Below are 23,656 nucleotides of genomic sequence, written 5' to 3' on the forward strand. Positions count from 1 at the left end.
AATGGGAAATGTGGTTGAATTAAAAAATGTTACGAAGAATTTCGAAGAATTTTCCGTTAAAAATATTAATTTACAAGTGAAGCAAGGTTTTGTAACGGGATTCATTGGAGAAAATGGTGCCGGTAAGTCGACAACGATAAAGATGATGATGAATCTATTAAAGCCAGACGCCGGAGAAGTTAAGCTTTTCGGGTTGGACTACAAGAAGCATGAGAAGACGATAAAAGAAAGAATTGGCTTTGTATACGATGGCAATATATTTTTTGAAGGGCTGAACTTAAAAGATATAAAACGTATAGTTGCACCAGCTTACAAACAATGGGATGATACTTTATTTTATCAATATGTTGAACAATTCAAATTACCGCTTAATAAAGCGATAAAAACTTTCTCAAAAGGGATGCAAATGAAAGCTTCATTAGCGATAGCACTTTCACATCATGCAGAGCTGATTATCATGGACGAACCAACAGCAGGCTTAGACCCCATTTTTAGACGAGAGCTATTGGATCTTTTACAGGAATTAATGATTGAAGGTAATCGTACCATCTTCTTCTCTACGCATATTACAACAGATTTAGATCGTATCGCAGATTATATAGCTTTTATGCAAAATGGGGAATTAGTATTTAATCAGTCCATTCACGACTTAGCTGAAAACTATGCACTCGTTAAAGGCGGAATGGATCTCCTGGATAGAGACACTGAAAAGGACTTTGTTCATATTCATCGTTCATCAACGGGGTTTGAAGCATTAACTGATAATATTAAAGAAGTGAAAAATACTTTCGGAAACACAGTTATCATTGAACGCCCCTCTCTGGAAGATATTATGTATTACTTGAAAGGTGGTATACATCATGTTTAATTTAATCAGGCGTGATGTCATACTACAGAAAAGGCAATTATTATTATTTATTCCTTTTATCTTATTCTTTATTATTATGGACTCACATCCAGCTTTGACTTTTCTCATTGCCAGTATTTTTATTCCCTTTAACACTTATGCTTACGATGAAAAAGTAGAGACAAACATATTATTAAATTCCTTACCTTATACACGTACTGAAATTATCGCATCACGCTATCTTGGTGCTATTGTTTATATGGTTTTAGCAATTGGTGTTACAAGTCTAGCATTATTTGCTTTCAATAAACCATTTACGATAATTGATATTGCGATTGGCAGCAGCTTATTCTTATTATTTGCCGCGTTTACCTTTCCATTATTTCATATATTTAAACCAGGCTATATTTCAACAGTTGTAATGATTAGCTTTCTCCTTTTAGCAGCTATAGGACCGGCTATTGTATTGTTTTTAGCTGAACATTTAACAGCAATAACTGATTTTATTAATGGTTTATCCGTCCCGGTTTTATATATAGGAGGGACACTTGTTATTATGTTACTCTATTTTATTTCTTGGGGGACTACGACCGTTATATACCAACGAAAAGCGTTCTAAGTAGGTACATTTAATTTAAATAATTTTAACGTAAATTTTCAATTAAAAATCACCTCTTAAAAAACTAAAGAGGTGATTTTTATCAATCTTTTAGAATATAGGAGTTAAACGATACCTCAAAAGAACAGTTGAATTAAAGGTAGTTCTAAAAATCATGTTTTTGATCGACTATAAATTAAGTGAAGAATGTCTCTACCAAGATAATGTTTCATAAATTCTCCCTCAATTTTCATACCAATTTTTTCAGCAACTTTACATGAAGCTAAATTATCTGGCCTAATTTGAGCAATAACTTTTTCGGCCTTTAATTCATTAAAGGCATATTTCATACAAGCCTCCGCACCTTCAATAGCATATCCCTTGCCCCAAAATGCTTTATCAAGAATATAGGCAATCTCAATATAAGAAACACCCTCAATAGAATCTATCATAGGTCCGATTACACCTATGAACTTCCCAGTTTCTTTTTCAATTGCCGCAAAATAACTAAAGCTATCTTGTTCATATCGATTTAAATTTTTATCTATCCACTCGCTCACTTCTTCATCTGAAAATGCGTGGTCCCATGCGTACATTACTTCTATATCTTGTAGAAAAACGCATAAATTATTAAAATCCTCTTTAGTTATCTTCCTAAATCCAAGTCGATCAGACTGTAAAATCCATTCCATTATATTCACCTCTTAAAATATACATTTTCTCTTAAAGCTGAACATCTCTCTACCACTAGAAAAATTATTCCCAAAAAATCAAGATAATAAATCTTATAGATTAGAATATCATAGTTTTCTAATTATTACTAAAACACAGAATTATTATGTGACATCCAAAAAATTCATAAAAAACTCTTTACACTCTCTTGCTATTCTTTATCTTAAATTGTAATATTTGATTTATTTCTTCTCTCAATATTTTTCTTTGGTCAACAAAAAAAATCCATTTTGAACTACATCAAAATGGATTCTTTCTATTTAAATAGTATTTTCAAAATTCAACTCACAAAGCTGTGAATCAAAACATTAAAATACATTTCTCATTAACAATACGAGCATTCTATTTATCCAGCGTCAATAATAGTTCTCTAATTGTTTTGCACGCCATAGCGGTAGAAGCTCCAGATGGATCGTATGGTGGTGATAGTTCTACCACATCCGCTGCCACAATTTGCTTAAGTGATTGAAATTGATTGATTGCTTCTAATAATTCACGATACGTAATTCCGCCTGGTTCTGGAGTGCCTGTTCCAGGGAAAACACCTGGGTCAAGGACGTCTAAGTCAATTGTAATATAGACCGGAACATCTTGTAGTTCAGCTATTTTCTCTTTTAGTGTGTCTAGAGAAAAACGTTCCATATAAGTATGCTCTTTTGCCCATTCAAACTCTTCTTTTAGACCAGAACGAATACCAAATTGAAAAATTCTACCGTCTCCAAGGAATTCATGACAACGTCTAATTACAGAAGCATGAGACAATTTTTCACCTAAATAATCCTCACGTAAATCAGTGTGAGCATCGATATGGATTAAGTGCAAATCTGGATATTTTTCGTATGCTGCTTTAATAGTAGGCAAACTAACGAGATGCTCTCCCCCTACCATTAAAAACTTCTTGCCATCTTTCAAAACTTCTTGGCAGTAGTCAAAAATTTGATCTAACACTTTAGAAGTATTGCCAAATGGCAAATCCAAATCGCCACCATCAAAAATTGCAGCATCCTCAAGATCTTTATCTAAATAAGGTGAATAGCTTTCTAATCCAAACGAGTCATTTCTAATCGCTTGCATAGCAAAACGTGTACCTGGTCGAAAACTTGTTGTGCCATCAAAAGGGACACCAAACAATACCGTTTCTGCTTCATTATAAGTTTTCTCACAACCTATAAAAGTGTTCATGTTTAAAGCTTTATTCCCCACGCTGTAGAGCCTCCTTTACGTAGCTCGGTAAACCAAATGCTCCAGCATGTAAATTCGTATTATAGTATTTAGTTTTCAATCCAAACTTTTCCCAAGCTTCAACATTTAAGTCTTTCAGTGGATCAAAGGTTTTAGATGCAAAACCAAATAGCCAATGACCTGAAGGATATGTTGGCATATGGTATTGATAAACATGAGTTATTGGGAATATGTCCTTAATCTTTCTATGTGCTTTTTTCATATTAGCAGCATATTCCGCAAAGTAAGGTGATTCATGTTGGTTTATTAAAATACCATCTTCATTTAAAACGCGATAGCATTCTTTATAAAATTCTGTCGTAAATAATCCTTCACCAACTGAAATTGGATCAGTAGAGTCAACAAGAATTAAGTCAAAGGATTGATCAGGTGCATTTTTCACATATGCCAAACCGTCATCAAAAAGCAATTTCATACGGCTATCTTCTTCAACACCGTTTGCAGTTACTGGTAAGAATTCTTGACATAAGCGGAAAACACGCTCATCAATTTCCACCATTACTACTTCTTCAACTGTTGGGTAACGTAACACTTCACGCGCTGTTCCGCCATCTCCCCCACCAATAATTAGTACTTTTTTAATTGAAGGATTTGTTGCAAATGCTGGATGTACAATCATGTCATGGTATACGAATTCGTCTTTCTCATTAACCATCATTAAGCCATCCAAAGTAAAGAATGTACCGAATTCTTCGCCTTTGTAAAAATCAATTTGTTGAAATGGAGTTTTTTCACTATATAGTTCTTTGTCGTAAGCAATTGAAAATTTACATTCATTGCTCCATTGTTCAGTATACCAAGCCATTATTTCACACCTTCTAATTCTATTTTCACTTTAATTTGATCAATTTCTTGTTCTGCGAATTGGCGGATTTTATCTGCCATACCACGCGGAATTTCAAAAGATTCCGTCTTTGTAGCATGCAGTTTTTCAGATAAGTAGTCAGCTGCTTTCCATGGATTTACTGAATCGCCACAAGTATATACATCTACAGAAGCAAATCCATATTCCGGCCATGTATGAATTGTCAAATGTGACTCTTCAATAATAACCGCTCCTGAAACTCCATACGGATTAAAGTGATGGAAAACAGATTCAACAATAGTTGCTCCTGAGTAGTCCGCCGCCTCGTTCATAAATCTTTCTATCAATGCATTATTTTCAATTACCTCACTTGGACAACCGTAAAACTCAATTAAAACATGTCTTCCTAAAGTTGATAATTCTATACCCATTTACGCTTCCTCCTTGATTACAGTTATATGATTTGCTTCTTTTGCTTCTATCAGAACGTTCCCTAAAGTCTGACAATAATAATCGTATTGCTGGAGAACATCTTGAGATATCAGTTCTCCTGGAATAACAAGGGGAATACCTGGAGGATAGATCATCAACGAGTCTGCACTTATCCGACCTACTGCATCTTCAATGGCGATTGATTCATGTTCTGCATAAAATGCTTCACGTGGACTTAAGACCAGTTCATTCGCTTTATTGGCTGTTACATAAGTTGATCGAATCGTCGTATTCTTTCCTATTCTCTTTTCAATGTCCTTTAAAGCAAAAACTAATTTGTCAATTGAATACTTAGTATCTGCACTTGTAATGACCGCCATCACTACATAACCTTCCGCTAACTCCATTTGAATCCCGTACTTTTCTTTTAAAATTGAATACATCTCAAATCCAGTTAATCCAAGATCATTGACCCGTATTACTAATTTTGTCCAGTCGTACGATTGATTAAAATGTGTTTGTACATATTGTGTTGTTAACACTTCATAACGTGAGCCAGTTTCAATTTCTCTCACTGCTTCATCTATAATTGGCTTCAAATCAGCAAATCGCTCTTCACCATATAAAGACAGTTCTCTTCTAGCCACATCTAACGAACTCATTAGTAAGTAGTTTGCACTCGTTGTTTGCAGCATGTTCAATACTTTTTGTATGTGCTCTGGTGCAATTTTGTCATTTTTAAGAAGTAGCAAAGAGCTTTGTGTCAATGATCCACCCGTCTTATGCATACTTATTGTAACGGCATCTGCCCCAGCAGCAATTGGGTCTATGATGTCATCAGACATGAACCTTAAATGGGCCCCATGTGCGCCATCGACTATAACCGTAACATCACGCTCATGGGCGATACGGCAGATTTCTTGCAAATCACTCATAGAACCAAAGTATGTTGGATAGGTCATCAACAGAGCCTTTGCTTCTGGATGTTCATGCAGTGCGTTTTTCACATTCTCAACAGAAATGCCATGTGTAATCCCAAAATGATGGTCGACTTCAGGCTGTATAAATACAGGTTTTGCCCCACTTATGATAAGTCCATCCATCACCGATCTATGACCATTTCGCGGTACCAACAAAGTATCACCAGGCTTACATGTTGCCATAATCATCGCCAGTATTCCTATTGTGGTACCGTTTACTAAAAAATAAGAATGATCCGCCCCGAAAGCTTCTGCAGCCAATTGCTGCGCTTCTTTAATAACACTTTGAGGATGACTTAATAAATCCAGTTCTTTCATGGAATTAACATCCATGCGCATAGTCATTTCCCCAAGTGCTATTTTCAAAGGATTAATTTGTGCACCCATTTTATGACCTGGTACATCAAATGGTGTAACATCTTGCTGAGCATACTGGATTAATGCCTCAAATAACGGCATTTTGTCCTGCTCTTCAAATGTTTTTCTTTCGGTAGCAAGCACTTGCATGTCGTTCATCATTGACCAACTCCAGCAAATTCAAAGCTGGATACAAGTTGTTTCAGTTCGTTCACTTTATCAGTTCTTTCCCAAGGTATATCTAGGTCACTTCTACCGAAATGTCCATAAGCTGCAACCTGTTTATATTGCGGTTTACGTAAATCCAACATGTTAATAATGCCTGCTGGTGTTAAATCGAAAGTTTTTCGAATTGCACGAAGTAACTCCTCTTGTGACACTTTTTCAGTTCCAAACGTTTCAACAGCAATACTAATTGGTTCGCTTACACCAATTGCATACGACAATTGAATTTCACATTTTTTCGCTAGCTCAGCAGCAACAATATTTTTTGCTACATATCTTGCAGCATAAGCCGCAGAACGATCGACTTTCGTAGAATCTTTCCCAGAAAATGCGCCGCCACCATGTCGTGCAGCTCCTCCATATGTGTCTACAATAATTTTACGTCCCGTAAGTCCCGCGTCACCATGTGGTCCACCAACAACGAAGCGCCCTGTTGGGTTAATTAATATACGAAATGTTTGATTTAAGCCGAACTCTCTAGCAGTCTTTTTAATTACATTCTCAATTACAAAATCTTCAAATAATTCTTTATCAAAATCTTCATCATGTTGAATTGACATCAACACCGTATCAATTATTGGTGTACTTGGATTTGTATAATCGATTGTTACTTGAGATTTCATATCTGGGCGTGCCCATTTAAAAGCTCCACTTTTTCTTAGTTGAGATGCTTTTTTTACTAGGGTATGTGCCATTTCGATTGGTAATGGCATCAAGTTTTTCGTTTCATCCGTTGCATATCCGAACATAATTCCTTGGTCTCCAGCTCCAATTGCTTGAGTATCACTTGAAGAATCGATACCCATTGCAATATCAGGTGATTGACTGTGAATTAATACTTGTACATCACAAGTATGCCCGTTGATTCCTAGACGTTCATCAATGTAACCAATTTCGATCAATGTATCTCGCGCGATTTTCTCAATATCTAATTTGGCTGTAGTCGTAATTTCACCGCCTACAATTACTGTGTTTGTAGTGTCAAACACTTCACACGCCACTCTAGAAAATGGATCTTGCTCAAGCGCTGCATCCAATACTGCGTCAGATATCTGATCTGCAATTTTATCTGGATGCCCTTCTGAAACAGATTCGGAAGTAAATACAATTTTTTCAACCAACATTAACCACTCCTGTAAAATAAATTCATTTTTTAGGCATAAAAAAAGCTCTCCTCCAACCAAAGGAAAGCTTCGATTAATATCAGCTGCTTATCCTCTTATCGTTCACAAAGTTAAACTTTGCGCTCAGGTTGGGCACCCATGATCTGATTCACTCTGAACCAAATTGGTTTGCCACCGTATCTTCGACCCCTCGTCTCAACGGCTATTAATAAGATGACTTTATTTATGATGGTGCTAATGTTAATAGATTTTAATAATCATGTCAATTTATTTTTTTTAGATTTTTTAGTGAAAAAAGAATCTTCTTTAAATAGCCCAAAAAAGTTTTAAGGGATTTCTCTGAATCTCTAAATTTCACAAAACATTAAAGAGTGCCAATCAATTTAATCAGCCTTTACAAGTACATAATCAATTCACTATTTTTATGTAAATCAATTTCGTAGTGAAAAAATAGTAATTCATCTCCATAAAACCTAGTAAACCTCTAGGTAAAGATACATACTTGAACTTTTATTCAATTTATATAACTCAATAAGTAAATAAAGAATAATTTTATATATAAAATCGATTTTTCGGTTCAAATAAACACTGCTGAATCTATTTTATTTATTAACTATTTAGCTAAAAAGAGCACTTGTAATAAGGTTAAATTACCAATAAAAAAAGTGAGTTATATTTTCTGTGTTTAAATAAATACAATAATACTGTTTACAATAAAATTTTAAATTTACATAGTTATTCTGATATTTAAATCAATTAAGAATTACAATTTTTTCTATATTTATTTTTCAACAATTTTATAATTGCTAAATTTCCAGGTGAAACAATCGGAATTTCTTCTACCTTTTACTCTTTATAAAGATACAACAAGCCATCTAAATTCAAGTGAAAAACAAGGTTACAATATAAATACAAACTTGATTTTCTCCTTAACTAAGTAAATCTCAATTTGTCTTTTTTCTATACTAAGTCTTCGAGTATATCAACTTAGCCAACATTATTTAATCCTTAAAATGCTCTCCGTCTTATCGATAAAAAAACACATTTTAAGACATAATCATCTTAAAATGTGTTTCTTAGTTTATTCCATATATAATTTTTTCTTTGGATAACATCCGTAATAGCAATATTAATTACTAGTCTTGTTTACGATTGGACCGCATCATTTCCACTTTAATATAAAGCCATATATAGCATAAAGCTATCAAGATAATGGAAATTATTTTCAACCATATGCTTATTGAGGCATCAATTACTGCAAATACTAAACTTGCGACTAGTAAAGTGCCTATAATACTAAATAATTTGTAAACCATTCTTATTAATCCTCACCTATGTATTTAGTTAATTAGATTTTTACGATTACCTTATTAATGAACGTAATAATTTTTTCTAGAAAGGCATCTAAAACGCTAAATAAAAACTTTGCTAAAGAAGATTGTTTCCTTCTGTATTCCTAATGCTATCATGAGTTGCTCTATACATACAACTACTAAGGGTAAAATGAAACACAACAATATCAAAGGTTTGATCTTGGCTCCTTGTATCATTGCAATCATAAAGACAATTAAGCAAAAACAGCCTATGAGGATTGACCGTAAAGAAAGTCCATATTCCTGTTTCATTAACATAAAAAATATGAAAGTGGGCATCCAAATAGCATTCAACAAAATGTATTTAATAATATTCATAATCAACATACTCACCTTAATTCTATTTGGTAACACTGCATTCATAATCATCTCTTTTAATTTCAGTAGCTTTCACTCAGCTAGTTCCCAATCTATAAATTCAATTGAATCTATTTTCCGAAGTTTAACTTCTTTCGTTTTACCTAATTCATGAAAGCGATCTGGATCATTATAATAAGGTGCAAGTGTAACTGATACACTCCCCAATTTATAATGATTCATCAAAAATACTGCAGGACCTATTTGACTACCATTCTTCAATTGAATTCTAACGAGTTCACCCGTTTCCAACCCATTTAAAAATGTATAGTCATTATGTAGTCTTTGTTCTTGTTTTTTTCCAAAACATTACCTATTTTGAAACTAATCAGCAATAATACAATGATAAAAATAGTCTTTAACCATATACTTAGTGCTGAAATAGAAATCATCGAAAATATAACAACCAAAATAAATCTACTTAAAATTTCAAATATTTTATAATTCATTTTTTAACCTCAAATCATTTGTATCTGATTAACCGTTATTCGTATTTCTGCTAGTTCCAAGTCAAAATGAGTATCGAATTGTTTTACGATATCTTTTTGCAAAGCCATCATAGCATCTGGTATAGAGTAATCTATTGGACCTTTCAAAGCTACTGTAATATCTACAGATGGCAAAGGTAATTGCTGATAGTGAATTTTGCTGGACTTTTCAATATAAGAATTGAGCTCGCAAGTGATTTTCACTATATCAGTAAACGCTCTTTTTTGAATAGTGATTGTTTCATCATGAAAATCTGGTTGAACTATCGTGGTTTCCCCTATTTTTTCACGCTTTGGTGTGAAAATCTCGACACCCTTTTGAATAAAGCGTTTAAAGAAATTTTGTTCTACCTGCTTCAATGGAATTGGCATAATATGCTTACCTTCTGTTTTACGTATAAACTGCGCAAGCTTCATCTCACCTGAGGAACGTAAATTACTTATATAATAAAAATGAGCTATACTCCCACGTTCAAGTCTCATAGCAATTTGCACTGTCATTTTATCGGAAGTACCAATAAGCAGTAATTTCTGCGGTTGATGTTGATCTATCGCTTCTTGAACGTCTTTTAAATGCTCTTCATCCATGAATATCGCACGTTTCACAGCTTTAAAAGGAGACTTCTCAAATTTCGCAGATATCCCTGCTACCTTTTCACCGTTCACGATAAGTAGTCCATCATCGATAATAGCTTCGATTTGATGTGTATGCGCAAACTCAAGCGCAATAGAGCTTTTCCCCGTTCCACTTGGCCCACTAAGTGAAAATATCTCCATACTACACCTCCAATGAAATAAATTCATTTCTAATACTTGATTTATATTGGCTCTATTTACATTTCTTTAAACCATTTATTTTAGCATATTAGCAATTAATACGAGGATGTTGTGATAAAAATTACTGAACATCCCAATCTCTTTCCTCGATATATTTCTCTTTTGCTGTTTTTTCTTTATCTAACTTAAAATCATGTCTCTTCAGTCTATTGTTCACTTCATTAAGAACAATTAAACCTCTAATCAAAACACCAATTATAATACCAAAACCGATTATTATAGCTATATTTCCGAGCGCTAAAAAGGCGATTAAACTGGTGATAATCCCCATCAATATGTATAACGTTAGTTTCATATTATTCTCCTTAAAATACACTTTTTTTATTATTATACTAAAATATAATTTCTGATTCTAGATAAACAAATAAGCACTCAATTTATTACATTGAGTGCTTATCGTTATTTCAATATAAATTTCTCTATCGCTTTAGCAACACCTTCATTGCTGTTTGTATCTGTAATATGTTGAGCTATTTCTTTAACAGCAGGAACTGCATTGCCCATTGCAATTGGCAAACCAGCAAATTTTAACATCGTCAAATCATTCATGGCATCTCCAATAGCCATTACGTTATCAAATGTCACATTCAATGAATTACTTAATTCCCTTAATGCATTGCCCTTATTTGCAGTACTTGAATTCACTTCAACATTTTGCAGAAACGATGTTGTAATGTTGTATCCAAGCTCCTCTAGTTGATCCCACATTGCAGCACGTTCCTCAACATTTTTAAAAAATAGATTAAATTTGTCGATTGGTAGATTTCGTTCAATTAAATAATCATGAATATTCGGCACAGGAGTACGCGTTTTGATTATAAAATCCGCAAAGTCCCCTGCGCCGTATTCTATAGGTCGATCATAACAATGTTGACTTATATAGGCTTTACCATCCGCAAATGCTTCTATACGTAAATCTATTGGCTTAAGCAATTGCATAATTTCCAGCGTTTGTTCAAACGTTAATATATCTTCGTATATTTTTTGTTGCTTAGCCAAATTCCATACTGCTGAGCCATTCCCGGTGATTGCATATTTAACAAAAGGTAAATCCATAAAGACATCCTGTAATTCATCAAGCGTTCTTCCTGTACAAATAGCAACTTTTACATTGCGTTCAACTGTGTTTTTAATTGCTTCAATCGTTCTTTCTGTTAACTGTAATGATGGCGTTAAAGTAGTTCCATCCATATCTAAAGCTATTAATTGAATACTCATTTCTTTTCCCTCTATTCCATTTTTGCTAGTAATAATGAATTGAATTATATAGGTTTCAATATTAGAACAACCTTCAGTATGATAATATTGAGTCATATGATTGATTAGTTAAAGGAGCTCCATTATATCATGTCTAAAATTGTTCCATATATGTTAAATCCATTTTGTATTACCATTGTCGTCGTATTAATAATACTATTCGGCAATCAAGCTTTGGGTAAATACGCCAATAAATCTTATCCCCTTGCTATTGTATTCTTAATACTTATGATTGCATGTATCACTTTTGTCTTTTTTTTAATAAAGGCATTCAGATTAAAGGCAAAAACTAGGGAAGTTGAAAATGAGTAAAAGCTAGCGTATGCTAGCTTTTTAATTTCATTTTAAAAAACCTCTCGCCATTGTGCATGATTCTTCAAATAAGGATCTAATTCTGGATATCTTGCACAATACGCAAAGCCTTGAGGTGGTGAAAATTGGTACATTTCTTTTAATATATTTAGTGGAATAGCCTCTGTTAACTCATATAATTTTAAAATGGGATAGGCATATGTATATTTTGAATTACCCTCATTAAATGATAGATCACCGTTACCAACCTCTTCTACTTTATCCGGAAAATGAACCGGTGTACCGACTATGGCACAATATTTCAATGATGAACTAGGTGCAGACTCATAAACCCAGAAATATTTAATTGGTTGCTTCGGGATCTTTGATCGAAACTCATTGACTTTTTCTCTTGATTTTATCAGTTTGCAATATGGCGGTTTAATGCTAATGAAAATTCCATTTGTCAATTTACTTCCCCCTCCCTCCATATTACAATAAAACCCTCTACTAAAAGTAGAGGGTAAAGAAAACTAATACTTAAATTGACTCACTAAAAGTTGTAGTTCTTCTGCCATTTTAGACATCGTTTCAGCTGATGATGTGATTTCTTCCATTGTAGCAAGTTGTTCCTCTGATGCAGAGGCAACTAATTGCGTTGTACTTGATGAGTTTTTTGCTATGTTCAAATTATCTTCTACTGATGAATATACATCATTAACTGCGTTATACATATTCTTCGCAATTAAATTTACTTCTTCAATTCTCTCTGTTACTTGATCCACCGATTGCAGGATTTTCTCAAAGCCTTGTTTTGTTTCCTCGACAACTAGCATACCAGAAGCTGTTTCCTTAGTACCAAGTTCAATTGCTTTTACAGCCTTTTCAGTTCCTTTTTGTGTTTGTAAAATTAACTCAGTAATTTGAGATGCCGATACTTTGGACTGTTCGGCTAATTTTCTTACCTCATCTGCAACTACAGCAAAGCCCTTCCCATGCTCACCCGCTCGAGCCGCTTCAATTGCAGCATTCAAAGCTAATAAATTTGTTTGTTCAGAGATTGCTGTAATAACAGCTACAATATTACCTATTTCATTTGATTGCTTGCCCAATTCGTCGATAGATTGACTAGCATTTGAAGTAGCGTTATTTATGACATTCATTTGATGAATTACTTTCCTTAAAGTATCATTACCATTTAATGCTTCTAGACTTGTTTCTTTCGCTACTAGTGTAACTGTAGTAGATTGGTCCACAACTTTTTGTAGATTAGAACGAACAGTCTCAATTGACTTGAAACTATTTTGGGACCCGTTTTCTTGCATTTCAGCACCCTCTGCAATATTATGAATCGATTGTGCAATTTGACTCGTTGCTTCAGTTGTTTGTTCAGCATTGGCTGTTAATTCCTCAGAAGCTGCTGCAACATGTACTGAAGAATCGGCTACTTGCTTCATCATTTTACGCAAACTTCCAAGCATTTGATTAAAGGAATGTGCTAATTCACCTGTTTCATCTTCCGTCTTTACAATCAGTTCTTGTGTAAGATCGCCTTCACCTTCTGCGATTTCTTTTAACTGGCGATTAATTTGTTTTATAGGTCTCACAAGAGCTCGTGTTAATAAAATACTACCAAGAATCGCAATTGTACCTCCAACTAACAATGCCAATACTATTTTCAGCACTAAACTCTGAGTGATTTCATTAATCTTAGTAATAGGTTCACCTATAAACCACATACCAATCACTTTACCAGAGGTGTCTTTAATCGGTTGATAAACTGTTACATATTTTTCACCAACTACATCAGCAACCCCTACATAGGTACTACCTTTCTTGAGAACCTGATCAACAACAGTGTCAGATGCCTTTGTACCTATAGAACGTTGTCCGTCTACTTGTACATTTGTGGCAATACGTGTATCTCCATTGAATATCGTAACCGCACCACTCAATGTTTTTCCTATTTCATCGACTAAAGTCGTATCATTCGTAAAATTATGCTCTCCTTTATATAGTTCTCCACCTTTAATAGTCCAATCGCCTGTAAATCGGTCATTTACTATAGTCTCTCCTAAAGTAGATGCCTCAATTGCTCGGTCTTCAAACGTTTCCATTAGGGACTTCTCAATCTCCCATTTTGCTACTACAGTGATCAGAATGCATAAAAACAAAATAACAAAAACTTGTAACACATTGAATTTCATACCTATTTTAATATGCTTTAGTTTGTTCAAAAAAACCTCTCCTGTCATGTCATGTTATTCAATTTTATTGTTTAGAGCTTTATGCATGATAAAGGTCTTAATTAACTTCATAAAAATACTAATTATTAGATAATTATATATACTATAGTAAACAGGCATTAAATCATAGTAGGTTTTTTAAATAATTTTGACAATAAAAAAACACCTATCTCTTAAACTCTTAGAAAAGAGATAGGTGTTTGATAATGCTGCATTTTTTTAGACTTTAAATCGTTGTGTTAATGTCTGTAATGCTACTGCTTGTTGGCTTAATTCTTGTACTACACTATTTATTTCCTGCAATGTTGCATTTTGTTCTTCAATTGCACTTGCAATATTGGTAGATTGAGTTGCAGCAATTTCTGCATTTGACGCAATCTCTTCTACAGAGGCTGTTACTTCTTCAGTACCTGCAGATAATTGTTCGGAAGTTGCTGTAATGTCTTCCAATTGAGTTGTCATTTGAGATACAGAATTCACAATATGACCAAATGACTCACTCGCATTGTCAATTACGTAAACACCTTGGCTGACATTCTTGAGTCCTTCTTCTACTGAAGCTGCAACAGTTTTTGTATCATTTTGGATTGTTTGCGTTAAATGAACAATTTGTGATGCCGACCCTTTTGATCCTTCAGCTAGTTTACGTACTTCTTCTGCTACTACAGCAAATCCTTTACCATGCTCTCCTGCACGTGCCGCTTCGATTGCAGCATTCAATGCTAGTAAATTCGTTTGATCTGTAATATCTGTAATCACTTTTGTCATTTTTTGAATCTCAAGCGTTTGTGTCGTCAGTTTTTGTATTAGCTCATTTGTTTCGTTTGTCGAATTTGAAATGACATGCATTTGCTGTTTGGCAACTTCTAAAATTTTTGTTCCATCACTAGCTATTTTTGTAGTATCGACAGCATGATCAAATAATAGTTGCGAGGCTTCAGCAATTCGCCCAACACCGATTGCTGTTTCTTGCATAGCAATGGCGCTATCCTTCGCTATTTCAACGGAATCGACAGATCCTTTAGAAGTTTTCTCAACGCTATTCGACACACCTTCAGCAGATTGTGAAACTTCAGTTGTACTTGCAGATAGCTCTTCAATTGCTGCACTTAATTGACTTGTATTATCCGATATACTAGTAATCAATTCTTTTAGATAGCGCTTCATTTGATTGAAGGATACTGCTAATTGACCGACTTCATCTTTAGTCTTAACTTCAAAATCCGAATGTGTTAAATCTCCAGTAGCAATTAAATTAGAACCTTTTACAATTGCCATTAAGGGATTAGCAACTGTTTTCTTAATGAATATGATGAAGAAAATTGCTAGAATTATGCTAAGTAAAGAGATGATACTTGCTAGACGCATAGCTTGTTCTGCTACTTTATGAACACCTACATTTGCCTCATCTAATTCTTTTTTCTGAAAGTCCATAATTTCAATAGCAGATTCTAGAATCTTTCCATTTGCTACCGAACCAACTTCTTTCAATTCTTTATAAGCAACGTCTTTATTGCCTTTTTCATATTCTGAAATGACCAAATCTGCAGAATTATCAAATTTGTCTTTATTTGATTTAATGTCAGACATATAAGAATGCATTTTTTCCGACATTTCTTTACTATTTAAATCAGTTAATGATTGATTAAGCTTTTGCTGATAAATTTGTAAATTCCTTTTTTCTGTATCATTACCTTCTATTAAATAAGAACGTAAATACAAACCTTGCGCAGCAAGATTGAATTGAATATCATTCGCTAACTGGATTTTTTCAAAACGATCTTTCGTTACTTCATCGAAAGCATCTTCAACCGCTGATAAACGATTATAGTTAAATACTAAAATTACTAACAGCATGACAATCATCGTAATAAAGCCTAAACTAATTTTCTTTTGAATAGACATTTGCCTAACCCCTCGCATCCCAAAATTAAGTGAACATATGAATATACATGAACTCAACTTAAATTGTCCAATTCTAAATATATCACCAACATAACTATAGCATTATGGTCAGTCATATTTACTGATTCAATTGGACCAACAATTGGTTATCTTACTTAATTTTTTTCTAACTAGAAGGCCTATAACTGAATCTTTTGAATTATAAATAAGTTAAATTTTTCATTGGTAATTGTTTCTATATAATTTCCTTAGTAATAATCTGTTATCTTATTATAAAAGCTATACATAGTAAGTTTATATAAATCTCTTCATATATAATAGCTCTTTTATTACGCTTCATTTTCTATTCATCAAATTGTCCTTCATTATATCGTTGTACTAAATAATTTTTCACAAACTCTCTACAGCTATTTGAAAGCTCACTTTTTGTAGGATGAATGACATCTCCATAGGGTAATTCCCCTACAAAACGCACCATCCCAGTAAATTCACTTTTCAATTCATCATCGTAACCAGAGAATTTTACAAAGCACGTTTGAGGTCCATTATGTGCAAAGTCAACGATCATTACTTTATGATTATTCATATTTCCACCACTTCCACATTTAATTTCACGTTTAAAAGTAACGGTCCATTGCGTTTAAAATACGCAATGGACCCTTTTTCGTAGTTCCTTCATTACACATTCTTACATTTTGATTCTCTTTGGTGTAAACCCATCGTTCAATATAACTGCTCGATACAAGAAAATCAATAAATTGACCTCTACCTGATTTTAAAAACACTATAGGGGTAAGTAACTTGGACAATTATATCATCTCCAATATAGAAACTTATACAGTAGTTAAATTTAGAATCGCACTTACTAATCCATCATTTTCGTATACAGATCAGTAATAATTAGACTAAAAGTTTTGTATTAACCAAAATGGAACTCTATTTTTAATAAGAACAACATAAAAGATGGCGTTAAATCTGAAATTATACATTAATTCATAAAAAAACACTTTGAAACATATAATTTAAGGAGTAAGTAGTTTACGAAAAAAGTATATTAATGTAGAAATAGAGCGAAATTGAGAGAATGTTCAGTATTTAACTGTGTAGTTATTTCGAACTATTTTTAATATTCTGAAATTATATTTTTTATTATATTGATAACATAATAAATATCCATGTTAGTATTTTTCTTTCAAATATATTAAATTACTATTTTTATTATCATAAAAATACCACAAACCCACTTTGATAATTCAACGCACTAAATCTACCAATGTTACTATTAAAAAGTTATTACCCTAATAAAATATATAAATGGATTTTATTTGTTTCTATGGAATTCTTTTTTTGTTATATTGAAATTAAGCTTTTCACAAGGGCTTATTATTTTAGATAAGGGGGATTTAAATGGCTAAAAAGAAAAAGTACGTACTGTTTACTCTTTTAGCAATCATTTCATTGATCTTAGCTGCATGTAATTTTGGGGGAGAAACAGCTAAAGAAAATGAAGGTGATAAAGGCACTGGAAAAGAAGTCCAAGAAAAGAAAAAAGCTTTAAATTTAGTAATTGCTTCTGAACCACCTGCAATGAATCCGCAGTTGGCTACTGATACAACTTCTGGGAATATTTTATTAAGTCTTTTTGAAGGTTTAACTAGACTTGATAAAGATGCAAAATATGAAAAAGCATTGGCTGAAGATATTCAAATTAGTGATGACCAATTGACTTACACGTTTAAATTACGTGATGCTAAATGGACAAATGGTGATGCTGTTGTTGCAGGTGATTTTGAATACGCTTGGAAGTGGGCTTTAGATCCAGCAAATATATCTGAATATGCATCTCAACTTTACCCTATTAAAGGTGCTGAAGAATTTAATACTGGTAAAGGTTCTGCTGATGACATTGCTATTAAAGTTGTAGATGATAAAACATTGGAAGTTACTTTAGCAAATCCTACTTCTTACTTCCTTGAGTTAACAGCATTCCAAACATATATGCCTATTAACAAAAAGGTTGCTGAGGCAAACAAAGAATGGTACGCAGATGCTGGTGAAAACTACGTAACAAATGGTCCATTCAAATTAGCTGAATGGCAACATGATGCCTCTCTAAAATTAGAAAAAAATGCTGATTATTGGGATGTTGCAAATGTTAAATTAGACGAAGTAAATATTGGCATGGTAGAGAAAGAACCTACAGCTGTTAGTAAGTTTAAAGCTGGTGAAATTGATTATCTAGGTTCTCCGTTCCAAACTGTGGCACTGGATTCAATTGATGAGTTTAAAAAGAGCAACCAATTAAATATTCAACCAATGGCTGGTGTATATTGGTACAAATTAAACACTAAAGGTAAATTCACGAAGAATGCTAATATTCGTAAAGCTTTGACATTAGCTATTAATCGTCAAGAGTTAATTACAAATGTAGTAAAAGGTGAACAAACACCAGCGTTAGGCATGGTTCCTCCTGCTATAGCTGGTTTTGAAGAAGACCGCGGTTATATTAAAGACAATGATATTGAAGGTGCAAAAGCTGCACTTAAAGCTGGTATGAAAGAGCTTGGCATTAAAAAAGCATCTGACATTGAAATCGGCATTTCAATTAATACAAGTGAAGCACATAATGCAATTGCACAGTTTATCCAAGAAGGTTGGAGTAAAAACCTAGGAATCAAGGTGAAAATTGATAACTCTGAGTGGCAAGTATATTTAGAAAAGTTAAATAAACTTGATTATGAAACAGGTCGTATGGGTTGGATTGCTGACTATAGAGACCCTTACACATTCCTGGAAATGTACTCTACTGCTGATAACGGCAATAATGATACTGGTTGGGAAAATCCTAAGTACAAAGAGTTGATGAAGAAATCAGTAGCTGAAAAAGACCCTGCGAAGCGTCTTGAAATTTTAAAAGAAGCTGAAGGAATTGCAATGGGTGAACTACCAGTTGCACCTATCTACTACTACACTAGCCTTTTTGTTAAAAAGGATTCTGTAACAGGTATGGAACCTGATCCAATCGGTAATATCCAGCTTAAAAGAGCAGATATCACTGAATAGTACGCACGCAGTACACGCTTGATAAACTGTTAGATATTCTATCAACAGCAAAGAGCTGCCTCATAGTCGTTTATTCGGCTTATGAGACAGCTTTTTTTAAACTAAACTCTAAGGAAAAAAGGAGGAGTTTCATGTGATTAAATACATTTTAAAAAGACTGATGTACATTTTGCTTGCGCTTTTTGTCATTATTTCTGCCACTTTCTTCTTAATGAGATTTGCCCCAGGAAGTCCATTTGCAAGTGAGCGTAGTTTTCCACCTCAAATTGAGAAACAGTTAAATGCAAAATATGGGTTAGACAATCCTTGGTATATCCAATATAAAGATTATCTTATCGATTCAGCTTCGTTCGACTTTGGTGAATCGATGAAATATAAAATGCGTTCTACAAATGATATGATTTCTGAGGGATTCCCTATTTCTTTAACTCTGGGTATTGAAGCCATGCTACTTGCTGTGGGACTAGGCATACTTTTAGGTGTCATTTCAGCTCTTTATCACAATCGTTTTCCCGATTATTTAGCTACTACAATTGCTGTTGTAGGAATATCAATCCCCTCTTTTGTATTGGCTGGTTTATTGCAGTATTTCGTAGCTTTAAAACTAGGATGGTTCCCAATAAGTGGTTGGAAAGGCTTTATCTATAGTGTTTTACCTGCATTCGCTATTGCCATGACACATATGGGTTTTATCGCCAAACTTACACGATCCAGTATGCTTGAGCAAAATAATAGTGATTATGTCAAAATGGCACGGGCAAAAGGAATTGGCAAATGGACAATCGTATTCCGACATACATTACGTAATGCCCTGTTGCCAGTCGTTACATATATAGGACCTTTAACAGCGGGTGTTGTGACGGGAAGTTTTATTGTAGAACAAATTTTTGCAATACCAGGACTTGGTAAGCACTTCGTTACAAGTATTTCGAATCGTGATTACACAGTTATTATGGGTACTACCGTGTTCTACTCTATCATCCTTTTACTTGCGGTATTTATCGTAGATATTTTATACGGTATTATCGATCCACGTATTAAGCTGAGAGGGGCGAAAAAATAATGTCACAACAACAATTAGAAAAAATCGAAAAAGAGATGTTTGAAATTGTCGGAGGAAGACATGAAGAAACAGAAAAGCTAGCAAAGAAATCTGTGTCTTTTTGGAAAGAGGTTATCATTCGATTTGCTCACAATAAATTAGCTATATTCGGTTTAATAGCACTTGTGACTATTTTATTAATGGCTATTTTTGCACCTATATTCTCACAGTATACTTATAGTGAACAACTTGGATTATATAATAAGGCTCCATCAGCAGCCAATTGGTTTGGTACAGATGATTTAGGACGAGATGTATTTGTTCGTGTTTGGGAAGGTGCAAGAATTTCTCTGTTTATTGGGATTACTGCTGCTATTATTGATTTAGTTATCGGGGTAGTATGGGGCAGTATTTCAGGTCTAGCTGGGGAACGTGTAGATAATATTATGATGCGTATTGCAGATGTTTTAACTGCAGTCCCCTATTTACTTGTTGTAATCGTTTTATCAGTAGTTTTAGGAAATGGAGCTTTTGGAAATGGCTTGATACCTATGATTATAGCACTTTCTGTCACTGGGTGGATTAATATGGCTCGTATAGTTCGTGGTGAAGTACTATCTATCAAAAACCAAGAATATGTCTTAGCTTCCCGTACGCTTGGAGCTAATACGAAACATTTAATTATTAAACATTTAATTCCAAATGCATTAGGCGCTATTTTAGTCACAATGACATTAACCATTCCTACTGCTATTTTCACAGAAGCTTTCCTAAGTTATCTTGGCCTTGGTGTATCCGCACCATTAGCAAGCTGGGGTACAATGGCTTCTGAAGGAAACAACGCTATTACAAATGCGCCTTGGAGACTAATCTTCCCTGCGCTAATGATTTCTTTAACTATTTTTGCATTCAATGCAGTTGGCGATGGCTTAAGAGATGCACTAGATCCAAAATTACGTAAATAAGGAGGTTGAACAGAATGAGTGAACCAATTTTACAAGTAAAAGATTTAAGAATCAATTTTAAAACGTTTGCGGGTGTCGTACAAGCTGTCCGCGGTGTAAATTTTGAATTAAATGCCGGAGAAACACTTGCCATTGTAGGCGAATCTGGCTCAGGTAAAAGTGTTACAAGTAATGCCTTGATGAAACTGATTCCAGAACCTCCTGGTATTTATGAATCTGGTGAAATCATCTTTAATGGTCGTGACTTAATCCCCCTATCAGATAAAGAAATGTCTAAAGTACGAGGCAATGATATCTCGATGATTTTCCAGGATCCAATGACATCATTGAATCCAACTATGCGTGTCGGTAGGCAAATTACTGAAGTAATTTTAAAACATAAGAATATATCAAAGTCTGATGCAAAAAAACGCGCAATTAAATTATTAGATCAAGTAGGAATTCCAATGCCTGAAAAACGCTATAAACAGTTTCCGCACGAATTTTCTGGAGGTATGCGACAACGTGTTGTGATTGCTATTGCTCTAGCTGCTGAGCCTAAACTATTAATTGCTGACGAACCGACAACTGCTCTTGACGTAACAATTCAAGCACAAATTTTAGAACTTATGAAAGAAATTCAAAAGACGAGTAATACATCGATTATCTTCATCACACATGATTTAGGTGTTGTTGCCAATGTTGCTCATCGAGTGGCAGTTATGTATGCTGGACAAATTGTTGAATATGGAACTGTAAATGAAATTTTCTATAATCCTAAGCACCCATACACATGGGGATTACTCGGTTCTATGCCAGACATTGATAGTAATTCTGATGAATTATTACGAACTATCCCAGGTTCACCTCCTGATTTAACTAATCCGCCTAAAGGAGATGCATTTGCAGCTCGCAATGAATTTGCTTTGGCAATTGATTATGAAAAAGAACCACCTATGTTCCAAGTAAGCGAAACGCATTTCGCTAAAACATGGCTATTACATCCTGATGCACCTAAAATTCCAATTCCTGAAGCTGTAGCAAAACGAATTGAAGGATATTTAGGAAAGGAGAATGTGCTAAATGGCGAAAAAACTATTAGAAATTAAAAACTTAACTCAATATTTCGGTTCTTCGAAAGAACCCGTAAAAGCTGTTGATGGCATTAGCTTCGACATTTATGAAGGTGAAACTCTTGGTCTAGTAGGAGAATCTGGCTGTGGTAAATCTACAACTGGCCGCTCTATTATTCGCCTATATGATATAACGGATGGACAAATTATCTTTAATGGTAAAGATGTTCATAGTAGTAAATCAGCAAATGAGATGAAGCAATTTAACCGCCAAATGCAAATGATTTTCCAAGATCCATACGCTTCACTGAATCCTAGAATGAAAGCTGGTGAAATTATTAGTGAAGGATTTGATATTCACGGTCTTTATAAAAACAAAAAAGAACGCCGCGAAAAAGTAGAATCCTTACTGGAAGCTGTTGGTTTAAATAGAGAACATGCAAACCGCTATGCTCATGAATTTTCTGGAGGACAACGACAACGGATTGGTATAGCTCGTGCGTTGAGTTTAAATCCAAGCTTTATCATTGCAGATGAACCGATTTCTGCACTTGATGTATCAATTCAAGCACAAGTTGTAAACTTATTAAAACAATTACAAAAAGAATTTAATTTAACTTATTTATTCATTGCTCATGATCTTTCTATGGTGAAATATATTAGTGACCGTATAGCAGTTATGTATCGCGGGAAAATCGTTGAAATTGGATTAGCAGATGATATCTATCATTCGCCTGTCCATCCTTATACGAAATCCTTGCTCTCTGCTATTCCATTACCAGATCCATTATCAGAATCAAAACGTACACGAATTTCTTATGTACATGAAGACTTAGATGAAAGCGCTTCATTTTATGAAGTTGCTGATAAACACTTCGTTTATGGTACCGCTGCATCCGTAAAGAAATGGCAAAATGCTTAATAACACGACAAAACCACCGCTCATTATATGAACGGTGGTTTTTCATTATGTTAAGCAATAATATTAGTTTTCTTTCACAGCTGTTCCCTGCTTCACTTTACGCCATTTTGAGCGTAATTCCCAAACAGTGATAAGTAATACGAGCCAAACAAACCCATTGTTGAAGCTAATACCACTTGATGATTCACCACCAAGAAGTTGCATCACTATTATTGTTAAAATGATATAACCTACTAAAAAAGCATGCCACTTAAATTCATCTAATGCATTACTATTCGATTGTTTAATTGGTAAAAAACTGATGACAAGTAATATTAATATAAAGATTACGATAGGTTTTTTCGGAATCACTGAAAATATCTCCAATTGTGAGAAATAATCCATTACAAATAGTATAGTTAATCCACTTAATATAAAAATATGTTTGGTTTTTAAAAAGGACATGACAGCTATCTCCTAGTTTTCTTCTAGTATATCAAAGTCAGTCGAATGAGATCGCATTATTTTCGTATATTA

Annotated in this window: 23 protein-coding genes; 8 read left to right on the forward strand and 15 right to left on the reverse strand. The window is 34.0% G+C overall.

Features of this window, described 5'->3' with window-relative positions; genetic code table 11:
- Position 1: 1 nt before the first annotated feature.
- Both AMD00_RS03185 and AMD00_RS03190 read left to right on the forward strand, forming a co-directional pair.
- Positions 2–868: an ABC transporter ATP-binding protein gene (locus AMD00_RS03185; RefSeq protein ID WP_053415632.1), complete on the forward strand. Its 867-nt coding sequence runs from the start codon at positions 2–4 to the stop codon at positions 866–868.
- Positions 861–1,466 (forward strand): ABC-2 transporter permease, encoded by a 606-nt coding sequence (locus AMD00_RS03190; protein ID WP_053415633.1) that lies wholly within the window; start codon positions 861–863, stop codon positions 1,464–1,466. The genes AMD00_RS03185 and AMD00_RS03190 overlap by 8 nt, the downstream gene beginning before the upstream one ends.
- Before the next feature lie 152 nt (positions 1,467–1,618).
- On the opposite strand, the gene AMD00_RS03195 is transcribed toward AMD00_RS03190, so the two are convergent.
- The 10 genes from AMD00_RS03195 to AMD00_RS03250 all read right to left on the reverse strand — a co-directional run bounded on the left by AMD00_RS03195 (position 1,619) and on the right by AMD00_RS03250 (position 11,615).
- Positions 1,619–2,137: a GNAT family N-acetyltransferase gene (locus AMD00_RS03195; protein WP_053415634.1), complete on the reverse strand. Its 519-nt coding sequence runs from the start codon at positions 2,135–2,137 to the stop codon at positions 1,619–1,621.
- A gap of 382 nt (positions 2,138–2,519) precedes the next feature.
- Positions 2,520–3,380 (reverse strand): agmatinase, encoded by an 861-nt coding sequence (gene speB / locus AMD00_RS03200; protein WP_245639427.1) that lies wholly within the window; start codon positions 3,378–3,380, stop codon positions 2,520–2,522.
- Positions 3,370–4,224 (reverse strand): polyamine aminopropyltransferase, encoded by an 855-nt coding sequence (gene speE, locus AMD00_RS03205; protein WP_053415635.1) that lies wholly within the window; start codon positions 4,222–4,224, stop codon positions 3,370–3,372. The genes speB and speE overlap by 11 nt, the downstream gene beginning before the upstream one ends.
- Positions 4,224–4,655, reverse strand: a complete 432-nt coding sequence (gene speD, locus AMD00_RS03210; RefSeq protein ID WP_179078254.1) for an adenosylmethionine decarboxylase — start codon at positions 4,653–4,655, stop codon at positions 4,224–4,226. The genes speE and speD overlap by 1 nt, the downstream gene beginning before the upstream one ends.
- Positions 4,656–6,155, reverse strand: coding sequence for an aminotransferase class I/II-fold pyridoxal phosphate-dependent enzyme (locus AMD00_RS03215; protein WP_245639428.1), 1,500 nt, complete (start codon positions 6,153–6,155; stop codon positions 4,656–4,658).
- The gene (gene metK / locus AMD00_RS03220) at positions 6,152–7,342 is read right to left on the reverse strand and encodes a methionine adenosyltransferase (protein WP_053415636.1); all 1,191 of its coding nucleotides are present in this window, start codon (positions 7,340–7,342) and stop codon (positions 6,152–6,154) included. The genes AMD00_RS03215 and metK overlap by 4 nt, the downstream gene beginning before the upstream one ends.
- 1,763 nt (positions 7,343–9,105) lie before the next feature.
- The gene (locus tag AMD00_RS03230) at positions 9,106–9,294 is read right to left on the reverse strand and encodes a hypothetical protein (protein WP_169786302.1); all 189 of its coding nucleotides are present in this window, start codon (positions 9,292–9,294) and stop codon (positions 9,106–9,108) included.
- 236 nt (positions 9,295–9,530) lie between these two features.
- Complete coding sequence (locus AMD00_RS03240) at positions 9,531–10,337, reverse strand: nucleoside/nucleotide kinase family protein (RefSeq protein ID WP_053415640.1); 807 nt, start codon at positions 10,335–10,337, stop codon at positions 9,531–9,533.
- Between the two features lie 121 nt (positions 10,338–10,458).
- Positions 10,459–10,692, reverse strand: a complete 234-nt coding sequence (locus tag AMD00_RS03245; RefSeq protein ID WP_053415641.1) for a hypothetical protein — start codon at positions 10,690–10,692, stop codon at positions 10,459–10,461.
- Between the two features lie 104 nt (positions 10,693–10,796).
- The gene (locus AMD00_RS03250; RefSeq protein ID WP_053415642.1) at positions 10,797–11,615 is read right to left on the reverse strand and encodes a Cof-type HAD-IIB family hydrolase; all 819 of its coding nucleotides are present in this window, start codon (positions 11,613–11,615) and stop codon (positions 10,797–10,799) included.
- A 129-nt stretch (positions 11,616–11,744) separates the two neighbouring features.
- Here AMD00_RS03250 and AMD00_RS03255 point away from each other — a divergent pair, with 129 nt between their 5' ends.
- Positions 11,745–11,966 carry a hypothetical protein gene (locus tag AMD00_RS03255; RefSeq protein WP_053415643.1) on the forward strand — a complete coding sequence of 74 codons (222 nt, stop codon included), beginning with the start codon at positions 11,745–11,747 and terminating at the stop codon, positions 11,964–11,966.
- A gap of 32 nt (positions 11,967–11,998) precedes the next feature.
- Here AMD00_RS03255 and AMD00_RS03260 read toward each other — a convergent pair whose 3' ends face one another.
- The 4 genes from AMD00_RS03260 to AMD00_RS03275 all read right to left on the reverse strand — a co-directional run bounded on the left by AMD00_RS03260 (position 11,999) and on the right by AMD00_RS03275 (position 16,682).
- Positions 11,999–12,415 carry a hypothetical protein gene (locus tag AMD00_RS03260; RefSeq protein WP_053415644.1) on the reverse strand — a complete coding sequence of 139 codons (417 nt, stop codon included), beginning with the start codon at positions 12,413–12,415 and terminating at the stop codon, positions 11,999–12,001.
- Between the two features lie 63 nt (positions 12,416–12,478).
- Positions 12,479–14,182 (reverse strand): methyl-accepting chemotaxis protein, encoded by a 1,704-nt coding sequence (locus tag AMD00_RS03265; RefSeq protein ID WP_245639429.1) that lies wholly within the window; start codon positions 14,180–14,182, stop codon positions 12,479–12,481.
- Between the two features lie 228 nt (positions 14,183–14,410).
- Positions 14,411–16,096, reverse strand: a complete 1,686-nt coding sequence (locus AMD00_RS03270; protein ID WP_053415646.1) for a methyl-accepting chemotaxis protein — start codon at positions 16,094–16,096, stop codon at positions 14,411–14,413.
- A gap of 343 nt (positions 16,097–16,439) precedes the next feature.
- Positions 16,440–16,682 (reverse strand): hypothetical protein, encoded by a 243-nt coding sequence (locus AMD00_RS03275; protein ID WP_053415647.1) that lies wholly within the window; start codon positions 16,680–16,682, stop codon positions 16,440–16,442.
- Between the two features lie 821 nt (positions 16,683–17,503).
- Here AMD00_RS03275 and AMD00_RS03285 point away from each other — a divergent pair.
- From AMD00_RS03285 to AMD00_RS03305, 5 genes are all read left to right on the forward strand, one after another.
- A complete protein-coding gene (locus tag AMD00_RS03285; protein WP_053415649.1) occupies positions 17,504–19,159 on the forward strand; it encodes a peptide ABC transporter substrate-binding protein in 1,656 nt (551 codons plus the stop codon).
- Between the two features lie 133 nt (positions 19,160–19,292).
- Positions 19,293–20,222: an ABC transporter permease gene (locus AMD00_RS03290; RefSeq protein ID WP_053415650.1), complete on the forward strand. Its 930-nt coding sequence runs from the start codon at positions 19,293–19,295 to the stop codon at positions 20,220–20,222.
- The gene (locus tag AMD00_RS03295) at positions 20,222–21,166 is read left to right on the forward strand and encodes an ABC transporter permease (RefSeq protein WP_053415651.1); all 945 of its coding nucleotides are present in this window, start codon (positions 20,222–20,224) and stop codon (positions 21,164–21,166) included. The genes AMD00_RS03290 and AMD00_RS03295 overlap by 1 nt, the downstream gene beginning before the upstream one ends.
- A gap of 14 nt (positions 21,167–21,180) precedes the next feature.
- A complete protein-coding gene (locus AMD00_RS03300; protein ID WP_053415652.1) occupies positions 21,181–22,254 on the forward strand; it encodes an ABC transporter ATP-binding protein in 1,074 nt (357 codons plus the stop codon).
- A complete protein-coding gene (locus AMD00_RS03305) occupies positions 22,229–23,140 on the forward strand; it encodes an ABC transporter ATP-binding protein (RefSeq protein WP_053415653.1) in 912 nt (303 codons plus the stop codon). The genes AMD00_RS03300 and AMD00_RS03305 overlap by 26 nt, the downstream gene beginning before the upstream one ends.
- A 63-nt stretch (positions 23,141–23,203) precedes the next feature.
- Here the strand turns inward: AMD00_RS03305 and AMD00_RS03310 are convergent, their stop codons facing one another.
- Positions 23,204–23,584 (reverse strand): hypothetical protein, encoded by a 381-nt coding sequence (locus AMD00_RS03310; RefSeq protein ID WP_053415654.1) that lies wholly within the window; start codon positions 23,582–23,584, stop codon positions 23,204–23,206.
- Positions 23,585–23,656: the final 72 nt, after the last annotated feature.

The sequence above is a fragment of the Viridibacillus arvi genome (assembly GCF_001274945.1).
Classification (GTDB): domain Bacteria; phylum Bacillota; class Bacilli; order Bacillales_A; family Planococcaceae; genus Viridibacillus; species Viridibacillus arvi.

What these genes read in the sequence shown, in the direction of transcription:
- AMD00_RS03185 (WP_053415632.1), top strand. Translation starts at nt 2, where the DNA reads ATGGGAAATGTGGTTGAATTAAAAAATGTTACGAAGAATTTCGAAGAA.
- AMD00_RS03190 (WP_053415633.1), top strand. Translation starts at nt 861, where the DNA reads ATGTTTAATTTAATCAGGCGTGATGTCATACTACAGAAAAGGCAATTA.
- AMD00_RS03195 (WP_053415634.1), bottom strand. Translation starts at nt 2,137, where the DNA reads ATGGAATGGATTTTACAGTCTGATCGACTTGGATTTAGGAAGATAACT.
- speE (WP_053415635.1), bottom strand. Translation starts at nt 4,224, where the DNA reads ATGGCTTGGTATACTGAACAATGGAGCAATGAATGTAAATTTTCAATT.
- speD (WP_179078254.1), bottom strand. Translation starts at nt 4,655, where the DNA reads ATGGGTATAGAATTATCAACTTTAGGAAGACATGTTTTAATTGAGTTT.
- AMD00_RS03215 (WP_245639428.1), bottom strand. Translation starts at nt 6,155, where the DNA reads ATGATGAACGACATGCAAGTGCTTGCTACCGAAAGAAAAACATTTGAA.
- metK (WP_053415636.1), bottom strand. Translation starts at nt 7,342, where the DNA reads ATGTTGGTTGAAAAAATTGTATTTACTTCCGAATCTGTTTCAGAAGGG.
- AMD00_RS03240 (WP_053415640.1), bottom strand. Translation starts at nt 10,337, where the DNA reads ATGGAGATATTTTCACTTAGTGGGCCAAGTGGAACGGGGAAAAGCTCT.
- AMD00_RS03245 (WP_053415641.1), bottom strand. Translation starts at nt 10,692, where the DNA reads ATGAAACTAACGTTATACATATTGATGGGGATTATCACCAGTTTAATC.
- AMD00_RS03250 (WP_053415642.1), bottom strand. Translation starts at nt 11,615, where the DNA reads ATGAGTATTCAATTAATAGCTTTAGATATGGATGGAACTACTTTAACG.
- AMD00_RS03255 (WP_053415643.1), top strand. Translation starts at nt 11,745, where the DNA reads ATGTCTAAAATTGTTCCATATATGTTAAATCCATTTTGTATTACCATT.
- AMD00_RS03270 (WP_053415646.1), bottom strand. Translation starts at nt 16,096, where the DNA reads ATGTCTATTCAAAAGAAAATTAGTTTAGGCTTTATTACGATGATTGTC.
- AMD00_RS03275 (WP_053415647.1), bottom strand. Translation starts at nt 16,682, where the DNA reads ATGAATAATCATAAAGTAATGATCGTTGACTTTGCACATAATGGACCT.
- AMD00_RS03285 (WP_053415649.1), top strand. Translation starts at nt 17,504, where the DNA reads ATGGCTAAAAAGAAAAAGTACGTACTGTTTACTCTTTTAGCAATCATT.
- AMD00_RS03295 (WP_053415651.1), top strand. Translation starts at nt 20,222, where the DNA reads ATGTCACAACAACAATTAGAAAAAATCGAAAAAGAGATGTTTGAAATT.
- AMD00_RS03300 (WP_053415652.1), top strand. Translation starts at nt 21,181, where the DNA reads ATGAGTGAACCAATTTTACAAGTAAAAGATTTAAGAATCAATTTTAAA.
- AMD00_RS03305 (WP_053415653.1), top strand. Translation starts at nt 22,229, where the DNA reads ATGGCGAAAAAACTATTAGAAATTAAAAACTTAACTCAATATTTCGGT.
- AMD00_RS03310 (WP_053415654.1), bottom strand. Translation starts at nt 23,584, where the DNA reads ATGTCCTTTTTAAAAACCAAACATATTTTTATATTAAGTGGATTAACT.